Source organism: Moheibacter stercoris (genome assembly GCF_040545805.1).
Classification (GTDB): domain Bacteria; phylum Bacteroidota; class Bacteroidia; order Flavobacteriales; family Weeksellaceae; genus Moheibacter; species Moheibacter stercoris.
The window spans coordinates 268,454-293,211 of record NZ_JBEPMO010000002.1 but is presented as its reverse complement, the minus strand read 5'-3'; the positions used below and the strand labels follow the sequence as shown (position 1 = coordinate 293,211).

Sequence of the window (24,758 nt, the reverse complement as noted above, 5' to 3'; positions counted from 1 at the left end):
TAATCCCCATGAAATACACAACCATCATCGGAGTTTTATTAATCGCTATGGGAATTGTAGCGGCATTTGTTGGAAAAGTAGAATTTGGAAATTTGATAACCGAATCTTCTTTTGCTTTGGGTATTTTATTTGGAGGAGGAATTGGTCTTCTTCTAGGCGGATTTTTGGGTTGGTTGTATAAAAAACCCTACGAAAACAAAAATTCATCCAAACAAACTCCAACCGATTCGAAACAAAATCCTTAAGAAGAAATTTTTTGTTTTTGTTGATGGTAGTAAAAAGCTGGAATTAATATCAATAACAAATAAGGTTGAATTAAAAATCGGCGTATATAAAATCCGAAATTTTCTCCTAATTGAAATTGGTTTTCAATGCAAATGATATAAATCGGAAGTAGGATGATGAAAAATCCGATTAAAATATAACAGACATATTTTACATATTGTTTGTTCCAGAATAAAAACCAAATGATCAAAATCGATAAAATGGAATTAAGTACAAAGCGAGACGTTACATTTAAAATTACTCTAGCTAAATCATAATCAGGAAATTCTTTGTTGTAGAAATCACCTTTGAAAAAAGCCAAAAAGGGATCATAAAATAATTGGGTTTCAAATGCTCGAACCAAGATCAAACAGAAAACCAAACCAGCGGCAATTGCATATCTAATCCACTTGTTCATCTTCTTTCTTCATTGGTTTCAACGCGAAATATTTGACCCAAACTATCCATAAAATCACAATGGTTCCGTATAAAATCGCTGGAAATGCATAATCATGCGCAATGTCGCCATATTTGGGATAATAGCGTAAAATATAAGTAATCCATGCAATTCGAATGATGTTCATAATCTGAATGACCAACAATCCACCTACTATATAGGCAATGGTTTGTTTCCAAGTTGTAGAGAATGCCACAATAAAGGCTACAAAAATCATCATGATCGAAACCGCATTGCAACCTTCATTGACATAAGATCTGTATTGACCATCGATGTACAACCATGTCCAGGGGCGGGTTTTATCGTCCACCGCATAGGTTTGGCAACCCGCAAAATTTAAGGTGTCTGCACTCAAATTGGCAATAATTCGACTATATGGGTCTGGTTTGCCTATTTCGTGATAACCAGACAAATATAAATTGTACAATACCAAAAGAACGCCCCATACGACGACGAATTTCAGAATAAAAATCAATATGGGTTTAAAGTCCTTCATATGTTTGAGTTGTGCAAAAATACAATCTTTAATTCATTAGAATTTGTTTAGCTTGTAACTATTCCTCCAATTTTTCTACAAATACCTTGTAAATAGTCGTTTAAAATATTGAAAAATAATTTATTATGTTGAGAATTCTGCTACCTATTGTCTTGTTTTTTACCTCTTTAATTTTGTCAGCCCAACAGTCAATAATGGGGCAAGTGGTTGATTCGTCCAATCAACCTTTGGAGGCGGTTTATGTGTATTGGGATTCCAATTACGCAGGCGCTGTTACCAATTCCGATGGAAAATTTCAATTAGAAATTCCAGCAGAGGCAGATTCGTTGACATTTGATCAATATGAATTTGAATTAAAAAAGGTTTCGGTAAAGGACTTTCATGCAAACCCTATCGTTCAATTAAAGGATTATATAATTGAATTAAATGAAGCCTTAGTCTTAAGTAAAAAGTCAGATGAAATTTTGAAAGATGTACTGAAAGCTTCAAAAATGAAACTGAATAAATCCTTGTTAGTACATACATTCTATCGAGAATTTATATCCGTAAACAATGAATTTACCACGTATTCCGATGGATTATTGGATTACTTCATCAAACGAAATTCAGGGAAATCAGATCTTTTTGTTAAACAAAGTCGTCATTTTCAATTGAAAACAAAAGAGGAATCAGAAGAGTTGATAAGTTTGTCCATCTCAAGTCCGTTCGACATTAGAGATGCTTTGGGTAATGCTTTTGACTTTGAGTCTATTGAGAAATTGTTGAAGGAGAAAAATCATTATTCTTTTCAGATTAGTGAATTTAGTGACAGTGAAGGAAAAACAATTCGAAAAATAACAATTTCACCCAAAGAAGGCGTTAAAGAACTTTTGATGGAAGGAGTGATTTTGTATGATGAGGAAACGAATTTAATTTTAGACTATAATTTAAAAGTTTCACCCGAAACAATTCCCTATTCAAAATTGCATAATTTCGTTATAGCAAAAATTAAAATCAATGACTTAAATGTTCATTATAATTTTCGTTTAGACGAGGGGAAATATCGTTTGGTTTTTAGACGAGTTCATCAAGATTTTTATATAAAATCGGGCAAAAAGATTGATGATAGTTTTCAATTTACAAGTGACTTTGTGGTGTTGGATTACAAAGAAAATGAGCAACCACCTGTGGAGTTCAAAAAATATCGAAATCGAAATCTTTTTGAAGCTGGGACTAATTATACAGAAGAATATTGGAAAAGCATAAATGCCATAACTCCTACGCAAAAAGAACAAGATCTGATTGATACTTTGCAAAAGAACTAATTCGAATTGCCTATCTTTGTGCTTCATTTTTGAATTATGGAACCACTTCACAAAAGAATTGATTTAATTGTTTCTTCACCTTCTGAAACCAACGATAAATTGCAGAAAATTTGTCAACTTTTGCATGATGAAATTCCGCATTATAATTGGGTCGGATTTTATTTTCGAAATGGTGAGAAAGAAGAATTGATTTTAGGACCTTATGTTGGAGCAGAAACCGATCATACCATCATTCCTTTTGGAAAAGGGATTTGTGGACAAGTGGCAGTTTCCAACGAAACCTTTGTAGTACCCGATGTAAATTTGCAAGACAATTATTTGTCCTGTAGCATCGATACAAAATCAGAAATCGTTGTTCCGATTTTCAAAAATGGTCAAAACATTGGGCAAATCGACATCGACAGTCATGTCATCGATCCTTTTACAGCAGAAGATGAGCAATTGCTGAATTATGTTTGTTCCAAAGTAAGTGAGTTAGTCTAATGGAAGAAATTTTAAACCAATTTCCCGATTTATCTGAAACACAAATCCAACAATTTCAACAATTGGAAAGTTTGTATTTCGAATGGAATGAAAAAATCAATGTGATTTCTCGAAAAGACATCGAAGAATTGTATGTAAAACATGTTTTGCATTCTTTGGCAATTGCCAAAGTGATGAAATTCAAATCGGGTTCAGATGTATTAGACGTTGGAACAGGAGGAGGATTTCCTGGAATTCCCTTGGCAATTTTGTTTCCAGAGGTTAATTTTCATTTGGTCGATTCAATTCAAAAGAAAATTTTGGTGGTAACAGAAGTTGCCAATGCATTGGGTTTGGAAAATGTGAAAGCTGAAGCCAATCGAGTGGAAAAGTTAAAAATGAAATACGATTTTATTGTGAGTCGTGCCGTTACCCAAATGCCAAAATTTGTGGGTTGGGTTCGAAATAAAATCAAACAAGAGCATAAAAATCCTTTACCAAATGGGATTTTGTATCTAAAGGGAGGTGATTTAACAGAAGAATTACAAGATTTTCGTGATATTGTAATTTATCCGATTCCAGATTTCTTTTCCGATCCATTTTTTGAAACCAAAAAAGTGGTTTATTTGCCTTTGTAAGAACGTTGATTAATTTGTTGAAAACTATTGATTAGACAAGGTTTTCATAGCCTAAAATTGCCTAAAATTTTGTATCTTTGTTAGGTTAATTCAGTAAGAAAAGATTTATGAGTAAGAACACTTATACGGCTGATAGTATTCAGGCGCTAGAAGGTATTGAACACGTAAGGATGCGTCCTTCCATGTATATTGGAGATGTGGGGACGCGAGGTCTTCATCACCTAGTTTATGAGGTGGTAGACAACTCAATTGATGAAGCATTAGCAGGTCATTGTGATACGATACAAGTTACTATACATGAAGGAAATTCCATTACAGTTCGTGATAACGGTCGTGGGATTCCTGTAGATATACACAAAAAAGAAGGAAAATCGGCATTGGAGGTCGTTATGACCAAAATTGGAGCGGGTGGTAAGTTCGATAAAGACAGTTACAAGGTTTCTGGAGGTTTACACGGTGTTGGGGTTTCTTGTGTAAATGCCCTTTCAACCCATTTGAAAGCTGAGGTTCACCGTAACGGAAAAGTATATGTTCAGGAATACTCCAAAGGTCATAGCTTATATCCGGTTAAGGAAGTTGGTGATATTGATGATAGAGGAACCATTGTTACTTTTCAACCCGATGATTCGATTTTCAACGAAATCGTGTATAACTACAATACATTGGCTTCTCGTTTGCGCGAATTATCGTATTTGAATAGAGGAATTACGATTACCATTACAGACGAACGTGAAATTGACGAAAACGGAAATGCTCTTTCTGAAACTTTCAAATCTGAAGGTGGATTAAAGGAATTTGTCGAATTCATCGATGGAAACCGTGAAGCTTTGATGCAAGAAGTGATTTACATGGAAGGGGAACGTGATGATATTCCTGTTGAGGTAGCGATGCGTTACAACACCTCATACAATGAAAATTTACACTCGTACGTGAACAACATCAATACGCATGAAGGTGGAACGCATCTAGCGGGATTCCGTCGTGCATTGACGCGTACGTTGAAAAAATATGCCGATGAAAATTTCAATTTGGCAAAAGAAAAAGTGGAAATCGTTGGAGATGACTTCCGCGAAGGTTTAACCGCCATTATTTCCGTTAAAGTGATGGAACCTCAATTCGAGGGGCAAACCAAAACGAAGTTAGGAAACTCAGAAGTGAGTGGTGCAGTTGACAAAATCGTTGGGGAAATGTTGTCCAATTACTTGGAAGAACATCCAAACGAAGCAAAAGTTATCGTTGAAAAAGTCATTTTAGCCGCTAAAGCAAGACAAGCTGCGAAGAAAGCTCGTGAAATGGTTCAACGTAAAAACCCAATGGGTGGAAGCGGTTTACCAGGGAAATTGGCAGACTGTTCGTCAAAAGATGCTTCTGAAAGTGAATTGTATCTTGTCGAGGGTGACTCGGCGGGTGGAACGGCGAAACAAGGTCGTGACCGTCACTTCCAAGCGATTTTGCCTTTGCGTGGTAAAATTTTGAACGTTGAAAAAGCCATGGCGCACCGAGTATTAGAAAACGAAGAAATTCGAAATATCTATACTGCTTTGGGTGTAACCATCGGAACAGAAGAAGATAGCAAGGCTTTGAACATTGGAAAATTGCGTTACCATAAAATTGTCATCATGACTGATGCCGATGTGGATGGTAGCCACATTTCGACTTTGATTTTGACTTTCTTCTTCCGATATATGAAAGAATTGATTGAACACGGATACATTTATATTGCAGCTCCACCTTTGTATTTATTGAAAAAAGGTTCAAGACAACAATATGCTTGGGGTGAAGCAGATCGTGAACGAATTCTAAACGAATGGTCTGACGGAACCGGTAAAGGTGTAACCATCCAACGATACAAAGGTCTTGGGGAAATGAACGCGGAACAATTATGGGAAACAACCATGAATCCTGAAAATAGAACGCTTCGCCAAATCACCATTGAAAATGCTGCAGAAGCAGACAGAATTTTCTCGATGTTGATGGGTGATGATGTACCACCGCGTCGTGAATTCATCGAGAAAAATGCAGTATACGCAAATATTGATGTTTAAATAATAGATTACCTTATTGAAAAAATGCCCTTGAATTCTCAATGGGCATTTTTTATTTCTTCTTATTTAAAATTCATTGGAATTTAAAACTTCATATAATTTAGGTAGTGGAAGCCCCATTACATTGTAGTAGCATCCATGAATTCGTGTGATTTTAGCAAAACCTAACCAATCCTGAATTCCATAAGAACCTGCTTTGTCAAAAGGCTTGAAATTTTCAATATAATAGCGCGTTTCATCTTCATCAATTGGCGCAAATGTTACTTCTGTCGTATCTGAAAATGTGATCCTATTTCGGACAGATTTAATCGTAACAGAAGTAAAAACTTCGTGGGTAGAATCAGACAATTTCTGAATCATGTCAAATGCATCATCAGCATCTTTGGGTTTTCCTAATATTTCATTGTTCAACCAAACCAAAGTATCTGCTGTAATCAAAATTTCATTTGTATCCAATTCGCGAAATGCATTGGATTTAGTTTTCGAAATAAATTCGGTAATTTCTTCTCTTACCAAATGATCCGGATAAGATTCATCTGCATCAATCGAAACGATTTCAAAATCAATTCCTAATCCTTTTAGCAATTCTTGTCGACGTGGTGATTTAGATGCCAAGAAAAATTGACAATCTTGGTAGATTTCATTTAGCATTTCTAACTGTTTTTTGGTAAATGATATCAAATAAAAAATTTCCCTATTTGATACCTGTGACTTAGTACTTTCTTAAATTGCTTGTGTATGATCAGCCTCGTCAAACCATTTTCCTTGAACTTTCATTGTTTGTTCGATGATATCTCTCACACAACCTTTTCCTCCTTCAATCGGCGAAATATATTCCGAAATAGCACGAACATCTGGAACCGCATCATTGGGACAACAAGACAATCCAACTTCACGCATAACTTGAATGTCAGGAACATCGTCGCCCATGTAAATGATTTCTTCTGGTTTTAAATTGTAGCTATACAACAAATCGGTATAGGCATCCATTTTGTCACGAACACCCGAATAAATATCGGTCAAACCTAAATATTTTAGGCGTTCTTCCACCATTTTATCTCTTCCGCCAGTAATCACTGCAATACGAAATCCTTTTTTAATCGCCAATTGCATAGCGTACCCATCTTTGGTGTGCATTGTTCGGACCATTTCGCCTGTTGGCATCAAAATCAACGTTCCATCGGTCAAAACACCATCAACATCCAATATGAAAGTCGTAATATGTGGAAGTTTTTGTTTGTAACTAATCATTTTGGTAGGTTCTTTTAATCGAATCTGACAATAATTGATACAATTGTTGTTGACGAGAATCGGTCAACAAGTCCATATGTTTTTCCAAGATAATAGAATCTCCTCTTTTGGCTGGTCCTGTTTGGGCTTCCAAAGGTTCCATATCTTGAATTTTATTGGCTGTTTCCAAAATAAGTGGGCGCAAAACATCAAAAGGCATTTCGGCTTCTTCACAAATGGATTGTGCAACATAATAAAGATGATTCACAAAATTGCTAGCCCAAACGCCCGACATATGAACTTTACGACGTTTTTCACTATCTACTCTATGAACTTCATTCGAGATTTTATCAGCCAATTTATACAAAGCGTCTTCATCTTCTTTGTTTTCTGCTTCTACGAAAAATGGAATTTCTTCATAGCGCAAAGCTTTTCGTTTGGTGAAAGTTTGAAACGGATAAAAAACTCCTTTTCGGTAATCACCTTTCAAAATCTTTGTGCTCAAAGAGCCAGAAGTATGAACAACCAAGGTGTCGTCATACGGAATATAATGAGATAATTCCTCAACCGCAGAATCAGAAGCAGCAATGATATAAAGGTCTGCTTTTTCCAATTCCGAAATTTTATCGGTGTACTTAATGTTATTGGCTTCGCCTAATTCTTGAGCCTTGGAAAGCGTTCGGTTGAATACTTGACGAACATTAATTGTATTTTGCAAAAGTGCTCTGGTTAAGTGAAATGCGACATTTCCAGCACCTATAATAACGACTGATTTCATACGTGGACAAATATAAAGGAATTAGACGAATTACTTATTTAGAATAAAACTGAATAGAAAAGATTTGAATTTTTTTTTCTAAAAACTGTAACGAATGAATTCATCTCATCGTCTTATAGACAAAATGCGGTGAAATTTGCTCACCGATTATGTATAACCAAGTAGTATCTATAACAAAATAAAATTCATTCATATGAAAACAAAAGTTCTTATTTCAGCGTTCGTTTTGATGGTTTCAGCATTGTTTGTGTTGAACCACATGAAAACAAATTTATCAGGAAAAGTTCAGGATTTCGAAGGTATGGGAATTATGCTCAGCTCTTTGGAAATCTATTCCAACGATCAAGAAGAAAAATTAATCAAATCAACCATGACAAACATTGATGGTTCTTTTGAAATCAAAGATTTGAAACCAGGTGAATACAAATTGGTCGTTAACACACCAGGTTTTGAAAAGAAAGTTCAAACAGTAAAATTAGATAGATTATTTAAACAAGACTTAGGTGTGATCAAAATTGACGGAAACGTTGTGACATTACCACCAGTCGTCATTTTTGGATAATTGAAAAAAAACTTGAGAAAACTAGAAAAGATAAGAGGTATGAGATGTAGAAATTTAATGACAGTGTTGATGTTCATGATGGCTGTCGTATCATTTGCCCAAACAAAAATGGGACAAGTCACAGGGAGCATTCAGGACAATGCCAATCACGGATTGCCATTTGTTACCATAGAAATTTACACAAAAGGAGAAGTGCAAGACCTGATTTCAGGTGGAATGACCGATGAAAATGGGAAGTTTATCGTAGACGAGGTTCCATTTGGCGAGTATGAATTTGTCATTACTGCCATTGGTTTTGCCGATAAAGTAATGGATTTAAAAGTTAGCGGATCCAAAACAGATTTAGGTATCATCAAATTAGGCGACGAAATTGTACAATTAGAAGGGGCAGAAATTAGAGCCGAAACTTCACAATATCGTACAGAAATCGACAAACGTGTCATCGATGTGGGAAAAGATTTGGTAAGTGCAGGTGCAGATGCAGCTTCTGTATTGAACAACATTCCTTCTGTAAGTGTTGACCAAGAAACCGGTCAAATTTCCCTTCGTGGAAATGAAAACGTGAAAGTGATGGTCGATGGAAAACCATCCAATATTCCAGCAGCTCAATTGTTGAAACAACTTTCTTCCAATGCGATTGCAAAAGTTGAAATCATTACCAATCCATCGGCAAAGTATGAACCAGAAGGAAACTCAGGTATTTTGAACATCATTACCCATAAAAACAAACGCAAAGGATACAATGTTGGGTTGGATTTAGGTATGACCTATGGAGACCACTTACGTAATAACGGATCTATTAATGCAAATATCAATACAGGAAATTTTAACTTCTTTGGAAATTACAATGCCAACTTAGGCAAAAGAAGATTTCATGGAACAGTCGAAAATTTCGACACAGGATTGGATCAATATTTTGACGTTATGGACGAAAGCAATTCTCAATTGTACAAAGTCGGATTTGACTGGTTCATCGGTGAGAAATCTGCGTTGACAATTTATACAAGCCAATTCTTTAGTGATGAAACAGGTTTGGCAAGTTCAGATGTAGATGACCGAAACAACAATCTTTGGTATTCCAACATTTCAGACGTTGACAGTTATTACAAAAACCGTGATCTAAGTTTAAACTTCAAACAAGATTTTGGCAAAGAAGACCATAACATTGTTTTGGATGCGATTTATTCAAAATCAACGAGTGATGATTTCAGAGATTATGACAATGAATTTCCTAATTTCAATGATCCACAATTATATGCAGAAACACGTAAAGGTGGCAATGAAAATATCCGTGTAAATTTAGATTATACCAATCAAATTGTAGACGGTGGAAAAATTGAGGCAGGACTTCAATTCCGTCAAGAAAACAATGATAGCCGTATGATTTCTACGCAAACTATTGTAGGTTTAGATAGCATTGCTTTCACACCTAACATTGCCTATGATTTTCAACGTAACATCTATTCGGCTTATGTCAATTACGGACAGAAATTTGGAAAATTTGGAATGCAATTAGGTGTTCGTGCCGAACAAGTTGAAGAAAACTCAGATTTTGCAGTAGCTCCTAACACAGTAGGTGATTTCAACAATGATTACATGGAATTTTATCCATCAGCATTCTTTACCTATGACATTACAGAAAAGGGTCAATTGTCCTTAAATTACAGCAGAAGAGTAGACCGTCCAAGCGTTTATCAATTGACTCCCGTTCCAGAATGGAGCACAGCGACCATGCAAAGCATCGGTAATCCAAACTTAAAACCTCAATTCACCAACTCATTTGAACTTGGGTATTTGCAACGTTTCAAAGGAGGAAACTTAAATGCAACAGTTTTCTACCGCAAAGTAAACGATGTGATTTTCCGTTACATGGAAATGGACGAATACGATCCAAGAATCATGAACCAAATCTTCATCAACTACGACGATTCAGAAAGTTTTGGTATCGAATTAAGCGCCAATTATCGCCCTGTAAAATGGTGGAACATCAACGCAAGTTTTGACGTCTTCCAAAACCAATTCTACATGGGAGACGAAGAAGAAACTGGTACACCTTGGAATGCACGTGTCAACAACAACATTACCCTTACCAAAAATTTAAGTTTGCAAAATTTCTTCATGTACAGAGGTGCCTTCAAATTTATTCAAGGAGAAATGCAACCGATGTGGCGTTTGGATTTGGGAGCACGTTACACTTTCATGGACGGAAAAGCTAGTTTCACAGCACGTGTGAGCGATATTTTCAAAACCTTTCATGCAGAAGCGCATATTGATTATCCCAACCGTGGTATTGGTCAATTCAACTGGGAATCCAATACCTTATTTGTAGGTTTCACCTATAATTTCGGAGGAGATGTTCGCAAACGTAACCTGAAACAAGAAACCAACAATGCAGCCCCAAGCGGCGGAATTGGTTTTTAACAAGAGTTTTCATTTACATTTTATAACAAGATCAATCCCTTCAGAAGTTTTTTCTGAGGGGATTTTTCTTTGGGCGCCTTTGCGAGCTCTCGGCACTCGCTTCTTGTTATGTCTCGTCTAGAGACGAACCATAACAAGAGAGCTCAAACAATTGCCTCCATCTCGGGCGCATTTTAGATCTGGTAAATTAACCCTGTTAGGGTTTCAAACCCTAACAGGGTTTTTTAGCCCCGATGGCAGTGGAAATCCTTTTTGGTACACCAAAAAGATTGCAACGTACAGCGGGAATAGCTCCCAAAAACAAGAAAATTGCTGAAAATATTCATACAAATCTTCTATCAACTTAAAGCTGAATTGAGTATATTTACCACCTCAAAAAGTTTAAATAAAAAACACAAAATAGTATGAAAGTAACAGTTGTAGGTGCTGGAGCAGTGGGAGCAAGCTGCGCTGAATATATTGCGATGAAAAATTTCGCATCGGAAGTTGTTTTGGTTGACATCAAAGAAGGTTTTGCAGAAGGAAAAGCAATGGACTTGATGCAATGTGCTTCTTTAAACGGATTTGACACCAAAATTACCGGTACTACAGGAGATTATTCCAAAACGGCTGGTTCCAAAGTAGCTGTCATCACGTCTGGAATTCCAAGAAAACCAGGCATGACACGTGAGGAATTAATCGGAATCAACGCTGGAATTGTTAAAGAAGTTACTGAAAACTTGGTAAAACATTCTCCAGATGTGATCATCATCGTGGTTTCAAACCCAATGGATACGATGGCGTATTTGGTTCACAAAACATCTGGTTTACCAAAAGAAAGAATCATCGGAATGGGTGGAGCATTGGACTCTGCACGTTTCAAATACCGTTTGGCAGAAGCATTGGATTGTCCAATTTCTGACGTAGACGGAATGGTTGTAGCTGCTCACTCAGACACAGGAATGGTTCCTTTGATTTCAAAAGCGACAAGAAATGGAGTGCCTGTTTCAACGTTCTTAAGCCAAGAACAAATGGATTCAGTCGTAGAAGAAACCAAAGTGGGTGGAGCGACCTTGACAAAATTATTGGGAACTTCTGCATGGTATGCGCCAGGAGCAGCGGTTTCGGTTTTGGTTCAATCCATTTTATGTGACCAAAAGAAAATGATTCCTTGTTCCTTGATGTTAAATGGTGAATATGGAGAATCTGACATCTGTTTAGGCGTTCCAGCAATCATCGGAGCAAATGGAGTTGAAAAAATCGTTGAATTTGAATTGAACGAAGCTGAACAAGCGAAATTTGCAGAAGCAGCAAAAGCAGTACGTGAAGTAAATGGTGATTTAAAAGTGTAAATCCTATCAAAAATAAACTAAATTTGACGGTGGCTTTTTGCCACCGTTTTTTTATGGACTAAATTCCGCTAAGCTATGATGAAAAGACCAGATTACGTTACAAGAGATAGATTGCGCTATTTTATATCGGAAGCATTTCGTGAAGATGTAGGTGATGGAGATCATTCCACGTTGGGAAGTGTACCCGAATCTACACAAGATGAAGCGCAATTATTGGTCAAGGAAGATTGTGTATTGGCTGGAATAGATCTAGCGGTAGAAATCTTTCATTTTTTCGATCCAAAGTTAAGTGTGACTGTTCTGATGCAAGATGGCGAAGTTGCCAAAAAAGGCGATGTGGCATTGCGCGTATCGGGTTCGGCTCGATCCATTTTAACTTCTGAACGTTTGGTGCTTAATTGCATGCAACGCATGAGCGGTATTGCAACTTTGGCTAGAGAAATGGTAGAAGAAGTCAAAGGAACGGGTGTGCAAATTTTGGATACCCGCAAAACGACACCCAACTTCAGAATGTGTGAGAAATGGGCCGTTTACATAGGTGGAGCACATAATCATCGCTATGGTTTATACGATATGATTATGTTGAAAGACAACCATATTGATTATGCCGGCGGAATTACCAAGGCTGTGGAATCGGTTAAAACCTATTTAGATCATTATTACAAACATCTCAAAGTGGAGGTTGAAACCAGAACTTTAGAAGAGGTTGAAGAAGCTGTTGCAACCAATTTTGTAGATGTCATTATGTTGGACAATATGAGTTTGGATGAAATGAGAAATGCGGTTCGTTTTATTGATGGCCGTTGTCAAACTGAGGCCTCTGGCGGGATTACGCTAGAAACTGTTAAAGAAATTGCTCAAACGGGAGTTGACTTTATTTCCTCGGGAGCTATCATACATTCCGCACCCAATAAGGATTTGAGCCTAAAAGCGATCAAATAGCTGATATAATTCATATGAAAAGTTGATATCTTCGTTGATAAAATTAACAAAAGGATAACAATTATAAGTAGAAGTGTTCGGAAATTTGCTGCGTAATTATTAAACGCAAAATTATGGGGAACAACTCAAAATTTTTGAAAGCTTCTTTCTTATTAATGTTAGGAGGTGCTTCATTAACGTATGCTCAGGTAACTGAACCTGAAGTATCAGATTCAACAGATTTAGAGGAAAGTATCTTACTTACTGAAACTGTTATTGTTGGTAAAGGTATTATTGACTTAGAAGAAGACAGAAAAACTCCGGTTGCTGTGTCTACTATCACTCGTCAAGAAATCCAAGACAAAGCTGTTGGGAACGTTGAATTTCCTGAAATCTTGAAAAACACTCCTTCCGTTTTCGTAGGTGGTCAACAAGGAGGTTTCGGAGATTCTAAAATGTTCTTAAGAGGTTTTGATCAATCCAACACCGCTTATTTATTAAACGGTCAACCTATCAACGGTATGGAAGATGGTAACATGTACTGGTCGAACTGGAGTTCAATGACAGACGTGGCAAACGCTATCCAAATCCAACGTGGTTTAGGTTCTTCTAAATTGGCTATCTCTTCAGTTGGTGGAACGGTAAACATCGTTACAAAAGCAACTGAAAGAAACCAAGGAGGTATGGCTCGTTTCATGATGGGTAACGACTCGTATTTCAAAGGAACTGTTTCTTACGATACAGGTTTGAAAGGAAAATGGGGATTCTCTATGTTGTTAGATTACTGGCAAGGACATAGAAAATTTGGTTATGGAACTGCAGGTCAAGGTCAAAGTTATTTCTTCTCAGTTGGTTACAAACCAAGCGAGCGTCACAACTTGAACTTGATGATTTTTGGTGCTCCACAATGGCATGACCAAAATTACTCTACCAAGAGTGAGTCTCAATGGGCTAGAGGAAATTACGATAAAAAATACAACAATACCTATGGTTTCTTGGATGGAGAAGCTACAAACTTCAGAAGAAACTTCTACCACAAACCAGTTGCTAACTTGAACTGGGATTGGAACATCAACAACGATTTAGCATTGTCTACTGTTGTGTATGCTTCATTAGGTAAAGGTGGAGGAACAGGAAACTTAGGTTCTTCATCTAACACGACAAACGTATTGACTGATTCTGGATTGATTGATTTTGACCAAATCTATGCGAACAACTTAGCAGATGATGATGGAATTGGAAACAACGGAGGAGGTTTCAAAAACGGAGCTATTCGTTCTTCTGTTAACAACCACTTCTGGTATGGTGCAGTTACTAACTTAGATTGGAAAATCAATGAAAATTTCAACTTCAACGTTGGAGCTGACTTACGTTTCTACAAAGGTGACCACTACCGTCAAGTTTCAAACTTCTTAGGATTGAACGGATGGCAAGAAACAAAACGTTTCGAAGGAGCTACTCCATATGTAGTGACAGAAGCGTTTGAAGCTGATCCTTGGAAAGCTTTATTCAAAAGTGCTGATGAAAGCCAAAGAGTAGCGTATGACAACTCTGAAAAAATCAACTACCAAGGTGGATTTGCTCAATTGGAGTATGCAATTGGAGGATTCTCTGCTTTTGTTCAAGGTGCGGTTTCTAACCAATCTTATGTGAAAATCGATCGTTGGAACTATGCTACAGAAACTGAATCTGAGAAAGTAAACAAATTAGGATACAACATCAAAGGAGGTTTGGCTTATAGCTTCAACAACGAACATACAATCTTTGGTAACGCTGGATTCTATTCTCGTCAAGCTTATTTAGATAACATTTTTGTTCCAAACTCTGTAGATTTATATCAGCCAGAAGTTGACAACGAAGAAATTACTGGTATCGAATTGGGTTACCGTTACAACACAAGAGCATTGAAAGTGAACGTTAACTTGTACCACACAGAATGGGCAAACCGTTTCGAGTCTGAATCAGGACAAATCGATGGTCAAGATATTTCTTACTTATTTCCAAACTTAACTCAATTACACAAAGGTATTGAAGTTGATTTCTGGGCTAGAGTTACAAGAAAATTCTCTGTTAGAGGTTATGCTTCATTAGGAGATTGGCAATATGATGGTGAATCAAGAGTATTGATCCGTGACGAAGATTTCAACATTACAGAAGTTGCTCCACGTGATTTCTCTGGAATCATGGTAGGTGATGCTGCTCAATTCACTTTTGGATTAGGAACTCAATTTGAAGTTTGTAAAGGATTATCTTTCGACGCTGACTTTAACTATTATGCAAACAACTTTGCAGGTGTAGATCCATTGAGCTTCGATCCAGCTACAGATAGACAAGATCAAATCGCTCCATTTGCATTATTAGATGCAGGTGTTACCTATGAGTTCAAATTAGGTGCTCAAAAAGTAAGATTCCGTGGAAACGTGAAAAACTTAGCAAATACTCAATACGTAATTGCAAAAGATTCATTCGGATACGGATGGGGAATTGGAAGAACATTTAACGCGGGTGTCCAAGTTAACTTCTAATTTTTATTCTTAAATAAAAAACAGAAAAGCCCTTCAGCAATGAGGGGCTTTTTATATTTTTGTACATCACAATAAACGTTTGTATTATGAATCTTTATCAAATTTTACAGAATTTCCACAGTGGTTGGGCGTATTTAACTTTGTTAATGGGTGTTCTTTTTGTCCTAATGATTGGATATTTCGCCTTTAGCAAAAAAGCGAGAACAGCTGGTATTACCAAGCTAAGTTTCTTTGCAACCCTTACCTTTCATATTCAACTTTTGGTTGGTGTTGTCTTGTATTTTGTTTCGCCTTATGCGCAGTTCACTGAAAACACTATGAAAGATGCGACCAATCGTTTATATGCGATAGAACATCCATTAATGATGTTTGCGGCAGTAGTATTGATTACGATTGCAAATGCTAAATTGAAAAAATCAGAATCTGTGCCAATGTCATCCTTTATTTTGGGCTTGATTGCCTTGGTTTTGGTTTTATCTAGAATTCCTTGGAGCACATGGTTGGGGTAAATACTCAACTAAATCATACCAAAAATGCCACTCCTATTGGGGTGGCATTTTTTGTGTTTCTTTTATTTAATTTACTTAAAATGTAAAGGATATTTTGTCTTTTTATAATCATGCAACGTAGCTTTTAATGAGCCAACTGTTAATTCTGCTTTGATCAATAAAGGGATATGGTTTTGATCATCTGTCACCCACATGGTTACACTTTCAGACTCTTTAAAAATTCGCCCAGATTGAACATAAGGTCTAATTTTTAACGCCTTAATGGTTCCATATTTCGTTTTCATATTTTCTCTACCCAAGATTTTCAATCGAAATTTATAGGTTTCATCAGACATGAAAATGTCCACATTGATGAAATCACCTGTTTTTAATTTATCGGTATCATAATTACGCAAATAATAAAACGCCGATAATAAATCTTGAATATTGGACGAATTGAATTCTTTGTACGAAATACGCTGGGCTTTCCTGTCGTCTATTTTTACTGTTTTTTTGCCATGATTGAAATAGAAGACTTGATCTCTTGTATATCCTCCTTCGCTAATTTTTCGAACGAATTTAGACGGTCTGTTGGTGCTTTCATCGATAAAGGTTTCGTATCGATCATCTACTTTGTAAAACGTTCTTACAGCACCCGAAGAAGAACCTTCGCCTACAACATGAAAATGAGGTTGACCTTCGTAATTGGTTTTGTTGATCGTTAAACTAGCAAAACCAGCATTCAAAACACCATAATGAATTCGATACTGTAAATATTCACCTTCTTTATAGTTATGCGTATCGTTTGTAATAAACGACATCGAAACTATGGCAGCAAATAAAAATAGGAAGTATTTCTTCATATTGTCAAATTTGTCCTTACTAAAACAAACTCTTTGCCAAAGTAGGGTGAAGGTTGGTAATGAATCGATTATCCCATGATGGGTTTGATCGCATCTAAATTTACAACGCGAGCAATTTCTGGTGCATATTTTTTCACGGTCATTTCAACTCCCGATTTTAAGGTCATTTGGTTGACAGTACAATCGGTGCAAGTCCCTTTCAAACGTACATTAACTGTATCACCTTCAACAGAAACCAATTCGATATCTCCACCATCATTGTTTAAAAACGGTCTGATTTCTGCCAAGGCAGTTTCTACTCTTTGTATTAAATTTTCTTGTTCCATATAACGAAGATATTTATTTTTTAGCTGCCGAGCAACCTGCCATTGTGGTGATTCTCACTGCTTCAGTAGGTGGCAAAGTATTGTTTCGTTCAACTAAACTTTGTACGATATTTTGTGTAATTTTCATATAAGTCGAAGCCACTTCTGTATTGTCTTGTAAAGCCGCAGGTCTACCAACGTCTGCTGCTTCTCTTATGCTTTGTACCAATGGTATTTCACCTAAGAAAGGAACCCCAATTTTTTCGGCTAAATCCTTAGCTCCATTTTGTCCAAAAATATAGTATTTATTATTTGGTAATTCTGCAGGAGTGAAATAGGCCATGTTTTCTACAATTCCCAAGACGGGAACATTGATTGCTTCCATTTGGAACATAGAAACTCCTTTTCTAGCGTCTGCCAAGGCAATATTTTGTGGCGTACTTACGATAACTGCTCCTGTAATCGGAATTTGTTGAACAATGCTCAAATGTATGTCACCCGTTCCTGGAGGTAAATCAACTACCAAGAAGTCCAATTCTCCCCAATGCGCATCGCGTATCATTTGATTCAATGCTTTTGCAGCCATAGGTCCACGCCATACGATAGCTTGATCTGTACCTGCGAAAAACCCGATCGATAAAAGTTTGATTCCATAACTTTCTACTGGTTTCATCATGGATTTACCATTGACTTGAACCGAATGTGGTTGGTGACCTTCTACATCAAACATAGTTGGCATAGATGGACCATAAATATCGGCATCCAATAATCCTACGCTGAATCCCATTTTTTGCAAACTGATGGCTATGTTGGAAGAAACTGTAGATTTCCCAACACCCCCTTTTCCAGAAGAAATCGCAATGATGTTTTTGACACCTGGAATGTCATTTCCTTTGATTTCTGCTGGTTTTTCTTGCGACTCAACTAGTATGTTTAATTTTAAATTCCCTTCTGGTAATTGTTCTGAAAATGTAATTTTCAATGCTTGTTCCAAACGCTTACGTTCATGCATTGCTGGAGAATGAGAAACAATATCCAAAACGATATCATTGCCCATTACTTGTAAATTTTTCACCCAATTCTCCAATCCCATTTCTTCTAGGATGGCCATTGCACGATTTTTCAAACTACTCATTTCTATTCCATTTAATCTACAAATTTACGCATTAACAATCGGTTAAAAAATTCGAGCAAAATGATTTTGGTTAGAATTAATGATTTTTTTGAACTAAGTTGTTAAATTTGTGAGGAAAGGCATGTGAAATGGAGAAACATTTTGAAGATTTGGCACAAATTCGAAAGAATTTGATTAGTTATTTGATGGCATACGATGTGAAACGTTTGTCCTATATTCCGATGGGATTTAAGAACAATATTTTCTGGAATTGTGCCCATGTTTTGGTGACGCAACAATTGATGACTTATTACCTTACGGACAATGAAATGTTGGTAGACAATGATTGGGTGATGCGTTACAAAAAAGGAACCTTTGGTGATCCTAATGCCACAGAAGACGATGTGCACAAATTAATCAAACTATTGCAATCGACTCAAGTCCGTTTGAAAAAGGATTATTTCGATGAAGAATTGGCTTATTTCAGACCTTATGAAACCAGCTTTGGAATAAAATTGGAAACCATAGAAGATGCTATCCGTTTCAATAATTTGCATGAATCATTGCATTTGGGTTATGTAATGGCTCTGTCTAAATCTATTTCATAAAAAAGCCAGCATAAGCCGGCTCTCTGTAAAATTAAAGAATAGTAAGGTTATAAGGGTGAATATTCAAATATCGGAAATCCACGTTCGTTATTTTCATTCAGCATGCTGATAAATCTGATTTTGTAATAAACTCCATCTGGGTCTCTAAGAACATAAAATCTATCGTTGTGTACAATGGGTGTTGAAGTGGTTCCACTTACGGTAGACCTCCAAGTTCCTCCAATAATTCGTTGATCTGAATAATTAAATAAACTTGGATCAACATCTTCTATAGAAAAATTGGTGTATTCGGTTTCCAAATTCAAAGCATCAGTAGTTATCATATAGGCACCTACTCCTGACAATCGATTGGTTAAAACAAAGTCTGGGTAAATATAGGTTCCATGACCTTCAATAATATTGTTCCAAACTGTAAAGCAAATATCCCAATCCTCTTTAATCGGTTGAATGTTGACTAATGCTTGATTTTCAATGTTAAGAAATGCAAAGTGATGGTTAGATTCTTTGGGTATGATGAATTCTTGATGGGTTGTATCATTCAAATCTGCAATAAGAACTTTGTAAGAATTACCAGAATGTCTCAAAATTCTTATTTTTTTATATCCTCTAACGTCACCAGCTGTATAGGTTGAGTAAGCTGGGATGTCGCCTTCATAGGTTTTATATCCCATTTTCAATAAATAGACTTTGTTTTGTTCGTCTATATCACTGATTGCTTTTATAGCGGTACCATTGGGATAATAGTCTCCTTTGACATCATCTATGTATTGCGCAGGGAAACCAGCTCCAGGATTGATGATAGACATGACGTCTGCAAAATCTGATTCTGATGCTGCATCAATATTTGTTTCGTCAATACTTGCAGCTGCCATCATAATCGAGTTGTTCAGGATGACATAGAATTCGTCTCCAGAATAAAAACCTAAATCCCAGTCATTTCTATGGTTTTGTGCTGAATTGGTGGTGGATAGGTCAATCCAAATTTGATTGGGTTGTGCTGCTCCACCCATTTCTGGATTCATGACGGCTCCTGTCAAAGGTGGAATTTCTATAATTCCATCATCTTCTTTCAAGCAAGATGTTGTTACGATAGAGATGGAAACAAGCAGTATGAAAACAATTTTATTCATTTTGAAATAATTAAAATTCAAGATTGTATACTAATTTGAGGAAAAAGGATCTTCCATAAAACAATTGGACATTTCCATTTCCAGAACCTGTATGGCCTTGACCAATGTAAGCTTCATCATTGATTGACGTTATGTCAAGTAAATTCCTTGCACCTAAGGTAAGTTCTAGCCTGTCATTGTAGAATCCTTTTCTGATAGACGCGTCCAACATATGAAAATCATCACGCTTGGCCAATATAAATTGGGGTTCAGATGTTGTAATACTATTGGGGTCTAGAATATACTCAGATGCTTTCCCTGTGTATTTGTAATAAACCGAGAAGGTAGTAGAAAGCGAAGGAACACTGAAATTTAATGAAGAATTTCCTTGAAAATGATAGCGGTAATCATTTTCGATTTCTCCATTGGTCGTATAGGTTTGACTATACAAGTTTTGAGAAGTACCGAAATAAGATGCTCCTATGGTAAATAACCAATTTTTGTACGAAAATCTATTTTCTGTTGTAATTCCCCAATTTTTGTATTTGTCAATGTTCATGAATCGGTAATTTGCGCCTCCAAGGTTGACGAGATAAATTTTATCCTGAACATCTAAATACAAGGTGCTTATGTTATTGTCCATTTTGAAATCACCAAACTTGTAGTGTTTATTCCATTGAATGGATGTCGAATAGCCGTTCTCTGGATGTAAATTAGGATCACCTAAAATTTCATGATTGGTATCTACTTGATAGGTATAAAGTTCAGAGAAGTTTGGAAAGCGATTGGCAGTTCCAATTACTGCACGTATAGATGAGGAATTTGTCAAATTGTACTTAGAACTCAATGAGAAATTGTAAATAGGAGAAAATTTATTGCTAAATGTTGTTCTTATTCCAGGTCGAATTGACAAACCAAAGTCAGAATATATTTCGGCAGAAATAAATCCTGCGTAAGTACCAACTTCCTTGTCTAAATTTTCTTCAAACACAAACGAATCAGCAAACATATTGGCAAATCCTTTGTTGATATCGAATTCATATCCAACTTGAAGGTCGAACCTTTTTTCTGGAAAAAAATTACTCAAAGTACCTCTAGAATAATATGCTTTGGTTGATAAATAGGTGTTTTTATCTTTTCTTCCTATTTCGCTTCTTTGGGCAATATCGTATTCATAATCCTGAAAAATACGTTCTTGGGTTTGGTAAGAGAAATCTCCATTGTATTGAATTTGATCCCAAAGTTTGGCATTAATGTTTAAATGATGAGTCCAGCGATTGGTGAAATAATCACGGTCGTTGGCATATAAAGTACGTTCACCACCAGGATAAATTTTTGATTTGACAACAGAGTCATATTTATTGATTTCCTCATTTAAATAGCTCAGTTTATAAAAAGCAGAAAAATTTCCCTTTTTATAATAAATAGATCCATATGAATTCCATTGTTCTTTAGGTAACCACTCGTATCCTCTCGAATTGTCTTGTTCTAGATATTTTTTACCCTTTAATTCTCCCCAATATCCTTGGAAATGATTTCGATTGACACCAGCTTTGATGGACCAATTACTTCCTAACTTTTTCGAAATATCCAAAGCCTGTATGTGTCTTCCTTTTCCTTTTTCTACGCCTCCAGCTTCATACCAGTCATATTCTTTTCCGACAGTTTCTTCCTGAACCATCATATTTATAGACCAATTGGATTTTGAAGATTTTTTGGTAATGATATTGATGATTCCTGCTAAAGCGTTGTTTCCATAATCTACACCCATTGATCCTTTTACGATTTCAATTCGTTCCACATGATTCAAATTGATTTTGGTTAAATCAATATCATTTCCAAATCCAGAATCGGAAACTAGCGGGATATTGTCGACCAAGACCTTAACATAAGATCCATTTAAACCCATCATCGAAATATTTGAATCTCCAGTTCCACTGCTTGGATTGATTTGGATGTTTAGATTTTGATTCAACACATCGGCAATAGTATTTCCAGCCATATTTTTAATATCCTCCGAAGAAATTACTTCAACTTGATAGAGAGATTTGTCTACAGATTGTGCTGAGTATTGCCCTGTGATGATCACATTATCCAAATGAACAATTTCTTCTTGTTCATCTTGAGTTGTTACTTCTTGTGCATAAGAGAAATAACCACTTAGTATAAAAAGCCCAAATAATTTGTTGAAAATTTTCATTTTATGATTTTTATTAGAAATCGATACAAAATTATGTTTTTATTTAGACTTATTCCAAATAAAAATTATTTTTATCCCTGATTTAAATCAATACAACACAAAAAATATTAATAATGAGAAAATTTATACTAGGATTATTGACTATAGGTATGGGATACCTACAAGCTCAGGTTGATGAATTGGGTTATGAAACAGCTGAAGTTTCTATGAGTGCAAATTATGCGAATCGCGTATTTTTTAATTTCGATGATGGTCAACTAAATAGTCATGTTGCCGATAATTGGGATGTTGCATTTTGGAGAATAAGTTCTACAGACTTTGGTACAAGAGTCAATGACGCAAAAAATATTGAAGTGTATGAAGCTTCAGCAGAACCAAGCGATTGGGACAACATACAAATTGGAAATATTGGATCTTGGGGTGAGGTTCTTTACAATCCAGACCAAACAGAATCTTTACAAGAAGGTGCTTTTGAACAAGGCTCAGCTACCTATGGATGGGGCGAATATAATTTTATCACGCATCATATAGAAGGGAAAGTTGTTTTTGTTTTAAAGTATTTACAAGATGATTCGTATGTGAAATTCATGATCACGGATTATTTTGGAGGTTATACATTTAAATATGCTAAATGGAATGGAACGTCTTGGGGTGAAACCCAAACCAAAACCATTGCCAATGGCACCAATAACCATTATTTTAATTATTTTTCATTTGCAACAAATGAAATTGTAGCAAACAATGAACCTGAAATTGGTTCTTGGGATTTGATGTTTACTCGTTATTGGACGTTTTACAACAACATTATGATGTATCGTATGGCAGGAGTAATCCAAAGTCCAGATTTGGAAGTTGCTCGTGTAGAAGAAACCCAAGCAACCAATGAATTTACAATTCCTACAACAGGATTTTCCAAAAACATAACATCCATCGGACATAGTTGGAAACCTACTTCGGGAGTTTATGACAATGTAGTTTACTATGTTAAAAAAGGGGAAGATATCTATCGATTGTATTTCATTGAAAATGGAGGTGCTTCTACTGGAAATATGTATTTCAAATACAAAAAAGTTGCAGGTAATATGGGAGTAACAGATTTAAGTCGAACAGAGGTTAAGGTTTATCCAAATCCTGTAGTTCATCAAGTGAATATTGAATCAAAGGAATTGGTGCAACTTATTCAAATTGTGAATTCCAATGGTCAAATTCTACTTCAAACTCGACCTCAATCCAATAAAACGATGGTCAACGTTTCAGGTTTGAGCAAAGGGGTTTATTATCTTAAAATACATACAGAAAAAGGAGTTCAAACTTCTACAGTACTTAAAAAGTAATCTTTTAACCAAAAACTCTTCAAAACTTCCTCAACAATGGGGAAGTTTTTTTTATTGATTAATTGAAAGGCTTAAGTTCAAAGTTTACTATAAGATGGAAATAAAAAAAAAGCAGAAAGAAAACTTTCTGCTTTTTAGTGCGGGTGAAGGGACTCGAACCCCCACGCCTCGCGGCACCAGATCCTAAGTCTGGCGTGTCTACCAATTCCACCACACCCGCATTTTTTATGGCTTTGGGGTGCAAATATACACTATTTTATTTTTAGTCAAATTTTTATTCCTTATTTTTTGCTTCAATCAATTTGCTGTACTTTTGCCTAAAAGAATAAATAATGGAAATTAGCGGAAGAATTAAGAAAATTTTTGACGAGCAAAGTTTTGCTAGCGGCTTTCGTAAGAAGGAGTTAGTGATCACAACACAGGAACAATATCCTCAAGATATATTAATTGAATTTACTCAAGATAAGATTGATTTGATCAATCCTTTGACACCAGGTGATGAAGTGAGAATTTCCATCAATATCCGTGGTAGAGAATGGGTTAATCCAGAAGGTGTAGCCAAATATTTTAACAGTATTTCGGGATGGAGAATTGAGAAATTAGGAGCAGAAGGTCCTTCTATGAATCAATACGCTGAAGCGCCACCTGTAACCTCAAATTTCCAGTCTAGTTCAGAAGGTCCAGATGACTTGCCTTTCTAAATGAATATTTTTCTACAGTTAGAAAATACCTATACCAAAGAAAGTTGTTTTCAAATCATTTCATATATAGGAAATGATGAAACAAGAGTTCAAGAATTGCTTGACTGTTTCTTTGCACAAACCAAAGATTACCGTGTGCCGCAACGAGCGGCACATGTTGTTTCTATCCTTTACGATCGGAATCCTGATCTGATAAAACCTTACATACCTCAATTTATAGAAAAATTAAAAGAACCTACGTTGAAAGGTTCTTTGAAACGAAATATTCTAAGAATTCTTCAACATGGAAATGTTCCAGAAGACTCAAAGGGATTTGTGTATGATTTAGTCTTTGCTTGGATGATGGATCCCAAAGAAGAAATTGCTGTTCGAGCATTTGCTTGTACGGTGCTGTATCAAATTTCCCAAGATTATTTCGATTTGAAATATGAATTAAAATCAGCATTGGACTTGATTTTGGAAGAAAATCCTTTGGCTCCAGGTGTTCTTTCGAGAGCGAGAAAAACAAGGGAACTAATTGAGAAAGAGCTTGATGAATCATAAATTTTGAATTGTTGAAATTTTTATAAATTGCGGTAGCCAAAGTATACTTTAACAAAGGT

At 36.0% G+C, this 24,758-nt stretch carries 25 protein-coding genes and 1 tRNA gene; 15 read left to right on the top strand and 11 right to left on the bottom strand.

The genetic code is table 11. The annotated features are described in order from the left end of the window. The first annotated feature begins 8 nt into the window (after positions 1-8). Positions 9-245: a hypothetical protein gene (locus tag ABID46_RS03280; protein WP_354507021.1), complete on the top strand. Its 237-nt coding sequence runs from the start codon at positions 9-11 to the stop codon at positions 243-245. Here the strand turns inward: ABID46_RS03280 and ABID46_RS03275 are convergent. Both ABID46_RS03275 and xrtF read right to left on the bottom strand, forming a co-directional pair. Beyond that, complete coding sequence (locus ABID46_RS03275; RefSeq protein ID WP_354507019.1) at positions 242-682, bottom strand: exosortase F system-associated membrane protein; 441 nt, start codon at positions 680-682, stop codon at positions 242-244. The genes ABID46_RS03280 and ABID46_RS03275 overlap by 4 nt on opposite strands. Beyond that, on the bottom strand, positions 666-1,217 hold the full coding sequence (xrtF, locus tag ABID46_RS03270; protein WP_354507017.1) for an exosortase family protein XrtF: 552 nt from the start codon (positions 1,215-1,217) through the stop codon (positions 666-668). The genes ABID46_RS03275 and xrtF overlap by 17 nt, the downstream gene beginning before the upstream one ends. Positions 1,218-1,342: 125 nt before the next feature. Between xrtF and ABID46_RS03265 the strand changes: the two genes are divergently transcribed. The 4 genes from ABID46_RS03265 (at position 1,343) to gyrB (ending at position 5,666) form a co-directional block, all read left to right on the top strand. After that, a complete protein-coding gene (locus ABID46_RS03265; RefSeq protein WP_354507014.1) occupies positions 1,343-2,521 on the top strand; it encodes a carboxypeptidase-like regulatory domain-containing protein in 1,179 nt (392 codons plus the stop codon). Positions 2,522-2,557: 36 nt separating this feature from the next. Further along, entirely contained in the window at positions 2,558-3,004 is a 447-nt protein-coding gene (locus ABID46_RS03260; protein WP_354507012.1) for a GAF domain-containing protein, read from the top strand. Beyond that, positions 3,004-3,621: a 16S rRNA (guanine(527)-N(7))-methyltransferase RsmG gene (gene rsmG, locus ABID46_RS03255; RefSeq protein ID WP_354507010.1), complete on the top strand. Its 618-nt coding sequence runs from the start codon at positions 3,004-3,006 to the stop codon at positions 3,619-3,621. The genes ABID46_RS03260 and rsmG overlap by 1 nt, the downstream gene beginning before the upstream one ends. Before the next feature lie 107 nt (positions 3,622-3,728). Continuing rightward, positions 3,729-5,666: a DNA topoisomerase (ATP-hydrolyzing) subunit B gene (gene gyrB, locus ABID46_RS03250; protein WP_354507008.1), complete on the top strand. Its 1,938-nt coding sequence runs from the start codon at positions 3,729-3,731 to the stop codon at positions 5,664-5,666. A 66-nt stretch (positions 5,667-5,732) separates the two neighbouring features. On the opposite strand, the gene ABID46_RS03245 is transcribed toward gyrB, so the two are convergent. The 3 genes from ABID46_RS03245 to ABID46_RS03235 form a co-directional block, all read right to left on the bottom strand. Beyond that, complete coding sequence (locus ABID46_RS03245; RefSeq protein ID WP_354507006.1) at positions 5,733-6,317, bottom strand: Maf family nucleotide pyrophosphatase; 585 nt, start codon at positions 6,315-6,317, stop codon at positions 5,733-5,735. Between the two features lie 72 nt (positions 6,318-6,389). After that, on the bottom strand, positions 6,390-6,917 hold the full coding sequence (locus ABID46_RS03240) for a KdsC family phosphatase (protein ID WP_354507004.1): 528 nt from the start codon (positions 6,915-6,917) through the stop codon (positions 6,390-6,392). Continuing rightward, positions 6,910-7,674: a Rossmann-like and DUF2520 domain-containing protein gene (locus tag ABID46_RS03235; protein WP_354507002.1), complete on the bottom strand. Its 765-nt coding sequence runs from the start codon at positions 7,672-7,674 to the stop codon at positions 6,910-6,912. Before ABID46_RS03235 ends, ABID46_RS03240 begins: the two co-directional genes overlap by 8 nt. Before the next feature lie 193 nt (positions 7,675-7,867). Here ABID46_RS03235 and ABID46_RS03230 point away from each other — a divergent pair, with 193 nt between their 5' ends. From ABID46_RS03230 to ABID46_RS03205, 6 genes are all read left to right on the top strand, one after another. Next, positions 7,868-8,236 carry a carboxypeptidase-like regulatory domain-containing protein gene (locus ABID46_RS03230; protein WP_354507000.1) on the top strand — a complete coding sequence of 123 codons (369 nt, stop codon included), beginning with the start codon at positions 7,868-7,870 and terminating at the stop codon, positions 8,234-8,236. A gap of 39 nt (positions 8,237-8,275) precedes the next feature. Continuing rightward, complete coding sequence (locus tag ABID46_RS03225; RefSeq protein WP_354506998.1) at positions 8,276-10,657, top strand: TonB-dependent receptor; 2,382 nt, start codon at positions 8,276-8,278, stop codon at positions 10,655-10,657. Positions 10,658-11,061: 404 nt separating this feature from the next. After that, positions 11,062-11,988: a malate dehydrogenase gene (gene mdh, locus ABID46_RS03220; protein WP_354506996.1), complete on the top strand. Its 927-nt coding sequence runs from the start codon at positions 11,062-11,064 to the stop codon at positions 11,986-11,988. 78 nt (positions 11,989-12,066) lie between these two features. Then, entirely contained in the window at positions 12,067-12,930 is an 864-nt protein-coding gene (gene nadC, locus ABID46_RS03215) for a carboxylating nicotinate-nucleotide diphosphorylase (RefSeq protein ID WP_354507047.1), read from the top strand. 113 nt (positions 12,931-13,043) lie between these two features. Next, positions 13,044-15,434, top strand: coding sequence for a TonB-dependent receptor (locus ABID46_RS03210; RefSeq protein ID WP_354506994.1), 2,391 nt, complete (start codon positions 13,044-13,046; stop codon positions 15,432-15,434). A gap of 86 nt (positions 15,435-15,520) precedes the next feature. After that, positions 15,521-15,943: a hypothetical protein gene (locus ABID46_RS03205; RefSeq protein WP_354506992.1), complete on the top strand. Its 423-nt coding sequence runs from the start codon at positions 15,521-15,523 to the stop codon at positions 15,941-15,943. Positions 15,944-16,014: 71 nt separating this feature from the next. Here the strand turns inward: ABID46_RS03205 and ABID46_RS03200 are convergent, their stop codons facing one another. The 3 genes from ABID46_RS03200 to ABID46_RS03190 form a co-directional block, all read right to left on the bottom strand. After that, positions 16,015-16,785 (bottom strand): DUF3108 domain-containing protein, encoded by a 771-nt coding sequence (locus tag ABID46_RS03200; RefSeq protein WP_354506990.1) that lies wholly within the window; start codon positions 16,783-16,785, stop codon positions 16,015-16,017. 68 nt (positions 16,786-16,853) lie between these two features. Further along, positions 16,854-17,111, bottom strand: a complete 258-nt coding sequence (locus ABID46_RS03195; RefSeq protein ID WP_354506988.1) for a NifU family protein — start codon at positions 17,109-17,111, stop codon at positions 16,854-16,856. 13 nt (positions 17,112-17,124) lie between these two features. Further along, on the bottom strand, positions 17,125-18,225 hold the full coding sequence (locus tag ABID46_RS03190; protein ID WP_354506986.1) for an Mrp/NBP35 family ATP-binding protein: 1,101 nt from the start codon (positions 18,223-18,225) through the stop codon (positions 17,125-17,127). A gap of 128 nt (positions 18,226-18,353) precedes the next feature. Here ABID46_RS03190 and ABID46_RS03185 point away from each other — a divergent pair, with 128 nt between their 5' ends. After that, entirely contained in the window at positions 18,354-18,812 is a 459-nt protein-coding gene (locus tag ABID46_RS03185) for a DinB family protein (protein WP_354506984.1), read from the top strand. A gap of 47 nt (positions 18,813-18,859) precedes the next feature. Here the strand turns inward: ABID46_RS03185 and ABID46_RS03180 are convergent, their stop codons facing one another. Next, positions 18,860-19,942 (bottom strand): HmuY family protein, encoded by a 1,083-nt coding sequence (locus ABID46_RS03180; protein ID WP_354506982.1) that lies wholly within the window; start codon positions 19,940-19,942, stop codon positions 18,860-18,862. Positions 19,943-19,952: 10 nt separating this feature from the next. Beyond that, positions 19,953-22,121 (bottom strand): TonB-dependent receptor plug domain-containing protein, encoded by a 2,169-nt coding sequence (locus tag ABID46_RS03175; RefSeq protein ID WP_354506980.1) that lies wholly within the window; start codon positions 22,119-22,121, stop codon positions 19,953-19,955. A 113-nt stretch (positions 22,122-22,234) separates the two neighbouring features. Between ABID46_RS03175 and ABID46_RS03170 the strand changes: the two genes are divergently transcribed. After that, a complete protein-coding gene (locus ABID46_RS03170) occupies positions 22,235-23,455 on the top strand; it encodes a T9SS type A sorting domain-containing protein (RefSeq protein WP_354506978.1) in 1,221 nt (406 codons plus the stop codon). A gap of 138 nt (positions 23,456-23,593) precedes the next feature. Here the strand turns inward: ABID46_RS03170 and ABID46_RS03165 are convergent. Continuing rightward, positions 23,594-23,675, bottom strand: a tRNA-Leu gene (locus ABID46_RS03165). A 112-nt stretch (positions 23,676-23,787) separates the two neighbouring features. Between ABID46_RS03165 and ABID46_RS03160 the strand changes: the two genes are divergently transcribed. Both ABID46_RS03160 and ABID46_RS03155 read left to right on the top strand, forming a co-directional pair. Next, a complete protein-coding gene (locus tag ABID46_RS03160; RefSeq protein ID WP_354506976.1) occupies positions 23,788-24,156 on the top strand; it encodes a DUF3127 domain-containing protein in 369 nt (122 codons plus the stop codon). Further along, positions 24,157-24,699: a HEAT-like fold family protein gene (locus ABID46_RS03155; protein WP_354506974.1), complete on the top strand. Its 543-nt coding sequence runs from the start codon at positions 24,157-24,159 to the stop codon at positions 24,697-24,699. Positions 24,700-24,758 lie beyond the last annotated feature (59 nt).

Bases quoted from the DNA above. Each gene is read 5' to 3' on its own strand.
- ABID46_RS03235 (WP_354507002.1), bottom strand. From the start codon at position 7,674: ATGAAATCAGTCGTTATTATAGGTGCTGGAAATGTCGCATTTCACTTA.
- ABID46_RS03170 (WP_354506978.1), top strand. From the start codon at position 22,235: ATGAGAAAATTTATACTAGGATTATTGACTATAGGTATGGGATACCTA.
- rsmG (WP_354507010.1), top strand. From the start codon at position 3,004: ATGGAAGAAATTTTAAACCAATTTCCCGATTTATCTGAAACACAAATC.
- ABID46_RS03205 (WP_354506992.1), top strand. From the start codon at position 15,521: ATGAATCTTTATCAAATTTTACAGAATTTCCACAGTGGTTGGGCGTAT.
- ABID46_RS03160 (WP_354506976.1), top strand. From the start codon at position 23,788: ATGGAAATTAGCGGAAGAATTAAGAAAATTTTTGACGAGCAAAGTTTT.
- ABID46_RS03210 (WP_354506994.1), top strand. From the start codon at position 13,044: ATGGGGAACAACTCAAAATTTTTGAAAGCTTCTTTCTTATTAATGTTA.
- ABID46_RS03200 (WP_354506990.1), bottom strand. From the start codon at position 16,785: ATGAAGAAATACTTCCTATTTTTATTTGCTGCCATAGTTTCGATGTCG.
- ABID46_RS03280 (WP_354507021.1), top strand. From the start codon at position 9: ATGAAATACACAACCATCATCGGAGTTTTATTAATCGCTATGGGAATT.
- ABID46_RS03180 (WP_354506982.1), bottom strand. From the start codon at position 19,942: ATGAATAAAATTGTTTTCATACTGCTTGTTTCCATCTCTATCGTAACA.
- mdh (WP_354506996.1), top strand. From the start codon at position 11,062: ATGAAAGTAACAGTTGTAGGTGCTGGAGCAGTGGGAGCAAGCTGCGCT.
- ABID46_RS03195 (WP_354506988.1), bottom strand. From the start codon at position 17,111: ATGGAACAAGAAAATTTAATACAAAGAGTAGAAACTGCCTTGGCAGAA.
- ABID46_RS03230 (WP_354507000.1), top strand. From the start codon at position 7,868: ATGAAAACAAAAGTTCTTATTTCAGCGTTCGTTTTGATGGTTTCAGCA.
- gyrB (WP_354507008.1), top strand. From the start codon at position 3,729: ATGAGTAAGAACACTTATACGGCTGATAGTATTCAGGCGCTAGAAGGT.
- xrtF (WP_354507017.1), bottom strand. From the start codon at position 1,217: ATGAAGGACTTTAAACCCATATTGATTTTTATTCTGAAATTCGTCGTC.
- ABID46_RS03245 (WP_354507006.1), bottom strand. From the start codon at position 6,317: ATGCTAAATGAAATCTACCAAGATTGTCAATTTTTCTTGGCATCTAAA.
- ABID46_RS03260 (WP_354507012.1), top strand. From the start codon at position 2,558: ATGGAACCACTTCACAAAAGAATTGATTTAATTGTTTCTTCACCTTCT.
- nadC (WP_354507047.1), top strand. From the start codon at position 12,067: ATGAAAAGACCAGATTACGTTACAAGAGATAGATTGCGCTATTTTATA.
- ABID46_RS03175 (WP_354506980.1), bottom strand. From the start codon at position 22,121: ATGAAAATTTTCAACAAATTATTTGGGCTTTTTATACTAAGTGGTTAT.
- ABID46_RS03275 (WP_354507019.1), bottom strand. From the start codon at position 682: ATGAACAAGTGGATTAGATATGCAATTGCCGCTGGTTTGGTTTTCTGT.
- ABID46_RS03190 (WP_354506986.1), bottom strand. From the start codon at position 18,225: ATGAGTAGTTTGAAAAATCGTGCAATGGCCATCCTAGAAGAAATGGGA.
- ABID46_RS03185 (WP_354506984.1), top strand. From the start codon at position 18,354: ATGGAGAAACATTTTGAAGATTTGGCACAAATTCGAAAGAATTTGATT.
- ABID46_RS03265 (WP_354507014.1), top strand. From the start codon at position 1,343: ATGTTGAGAATTCTGCTACCTATTGTCTTGTTTTTTACCTCTTTAATT.
- ABID46_RS03155 (WP_354506974.1), top strand. From the start codon at position 24,157: ATGAATATTTTTCTACAGTTAGAAAATACCTATACCAAAGAAAGTTGT.
- ABID46_RS03240 (WP_354507004.1), bottom strand. From the start codon at position 6,917: ATGATTAGTTACAAACAAAAACTTCCACATATTACGACTTTCATATTG.
- ABID46_RS03225 (WP_354506998.1), top strand. From the start codon at position 8,276: ATGAGATGTAGAAATTTAATGACAGTGTTGATGTTCATGATGGCTGTC.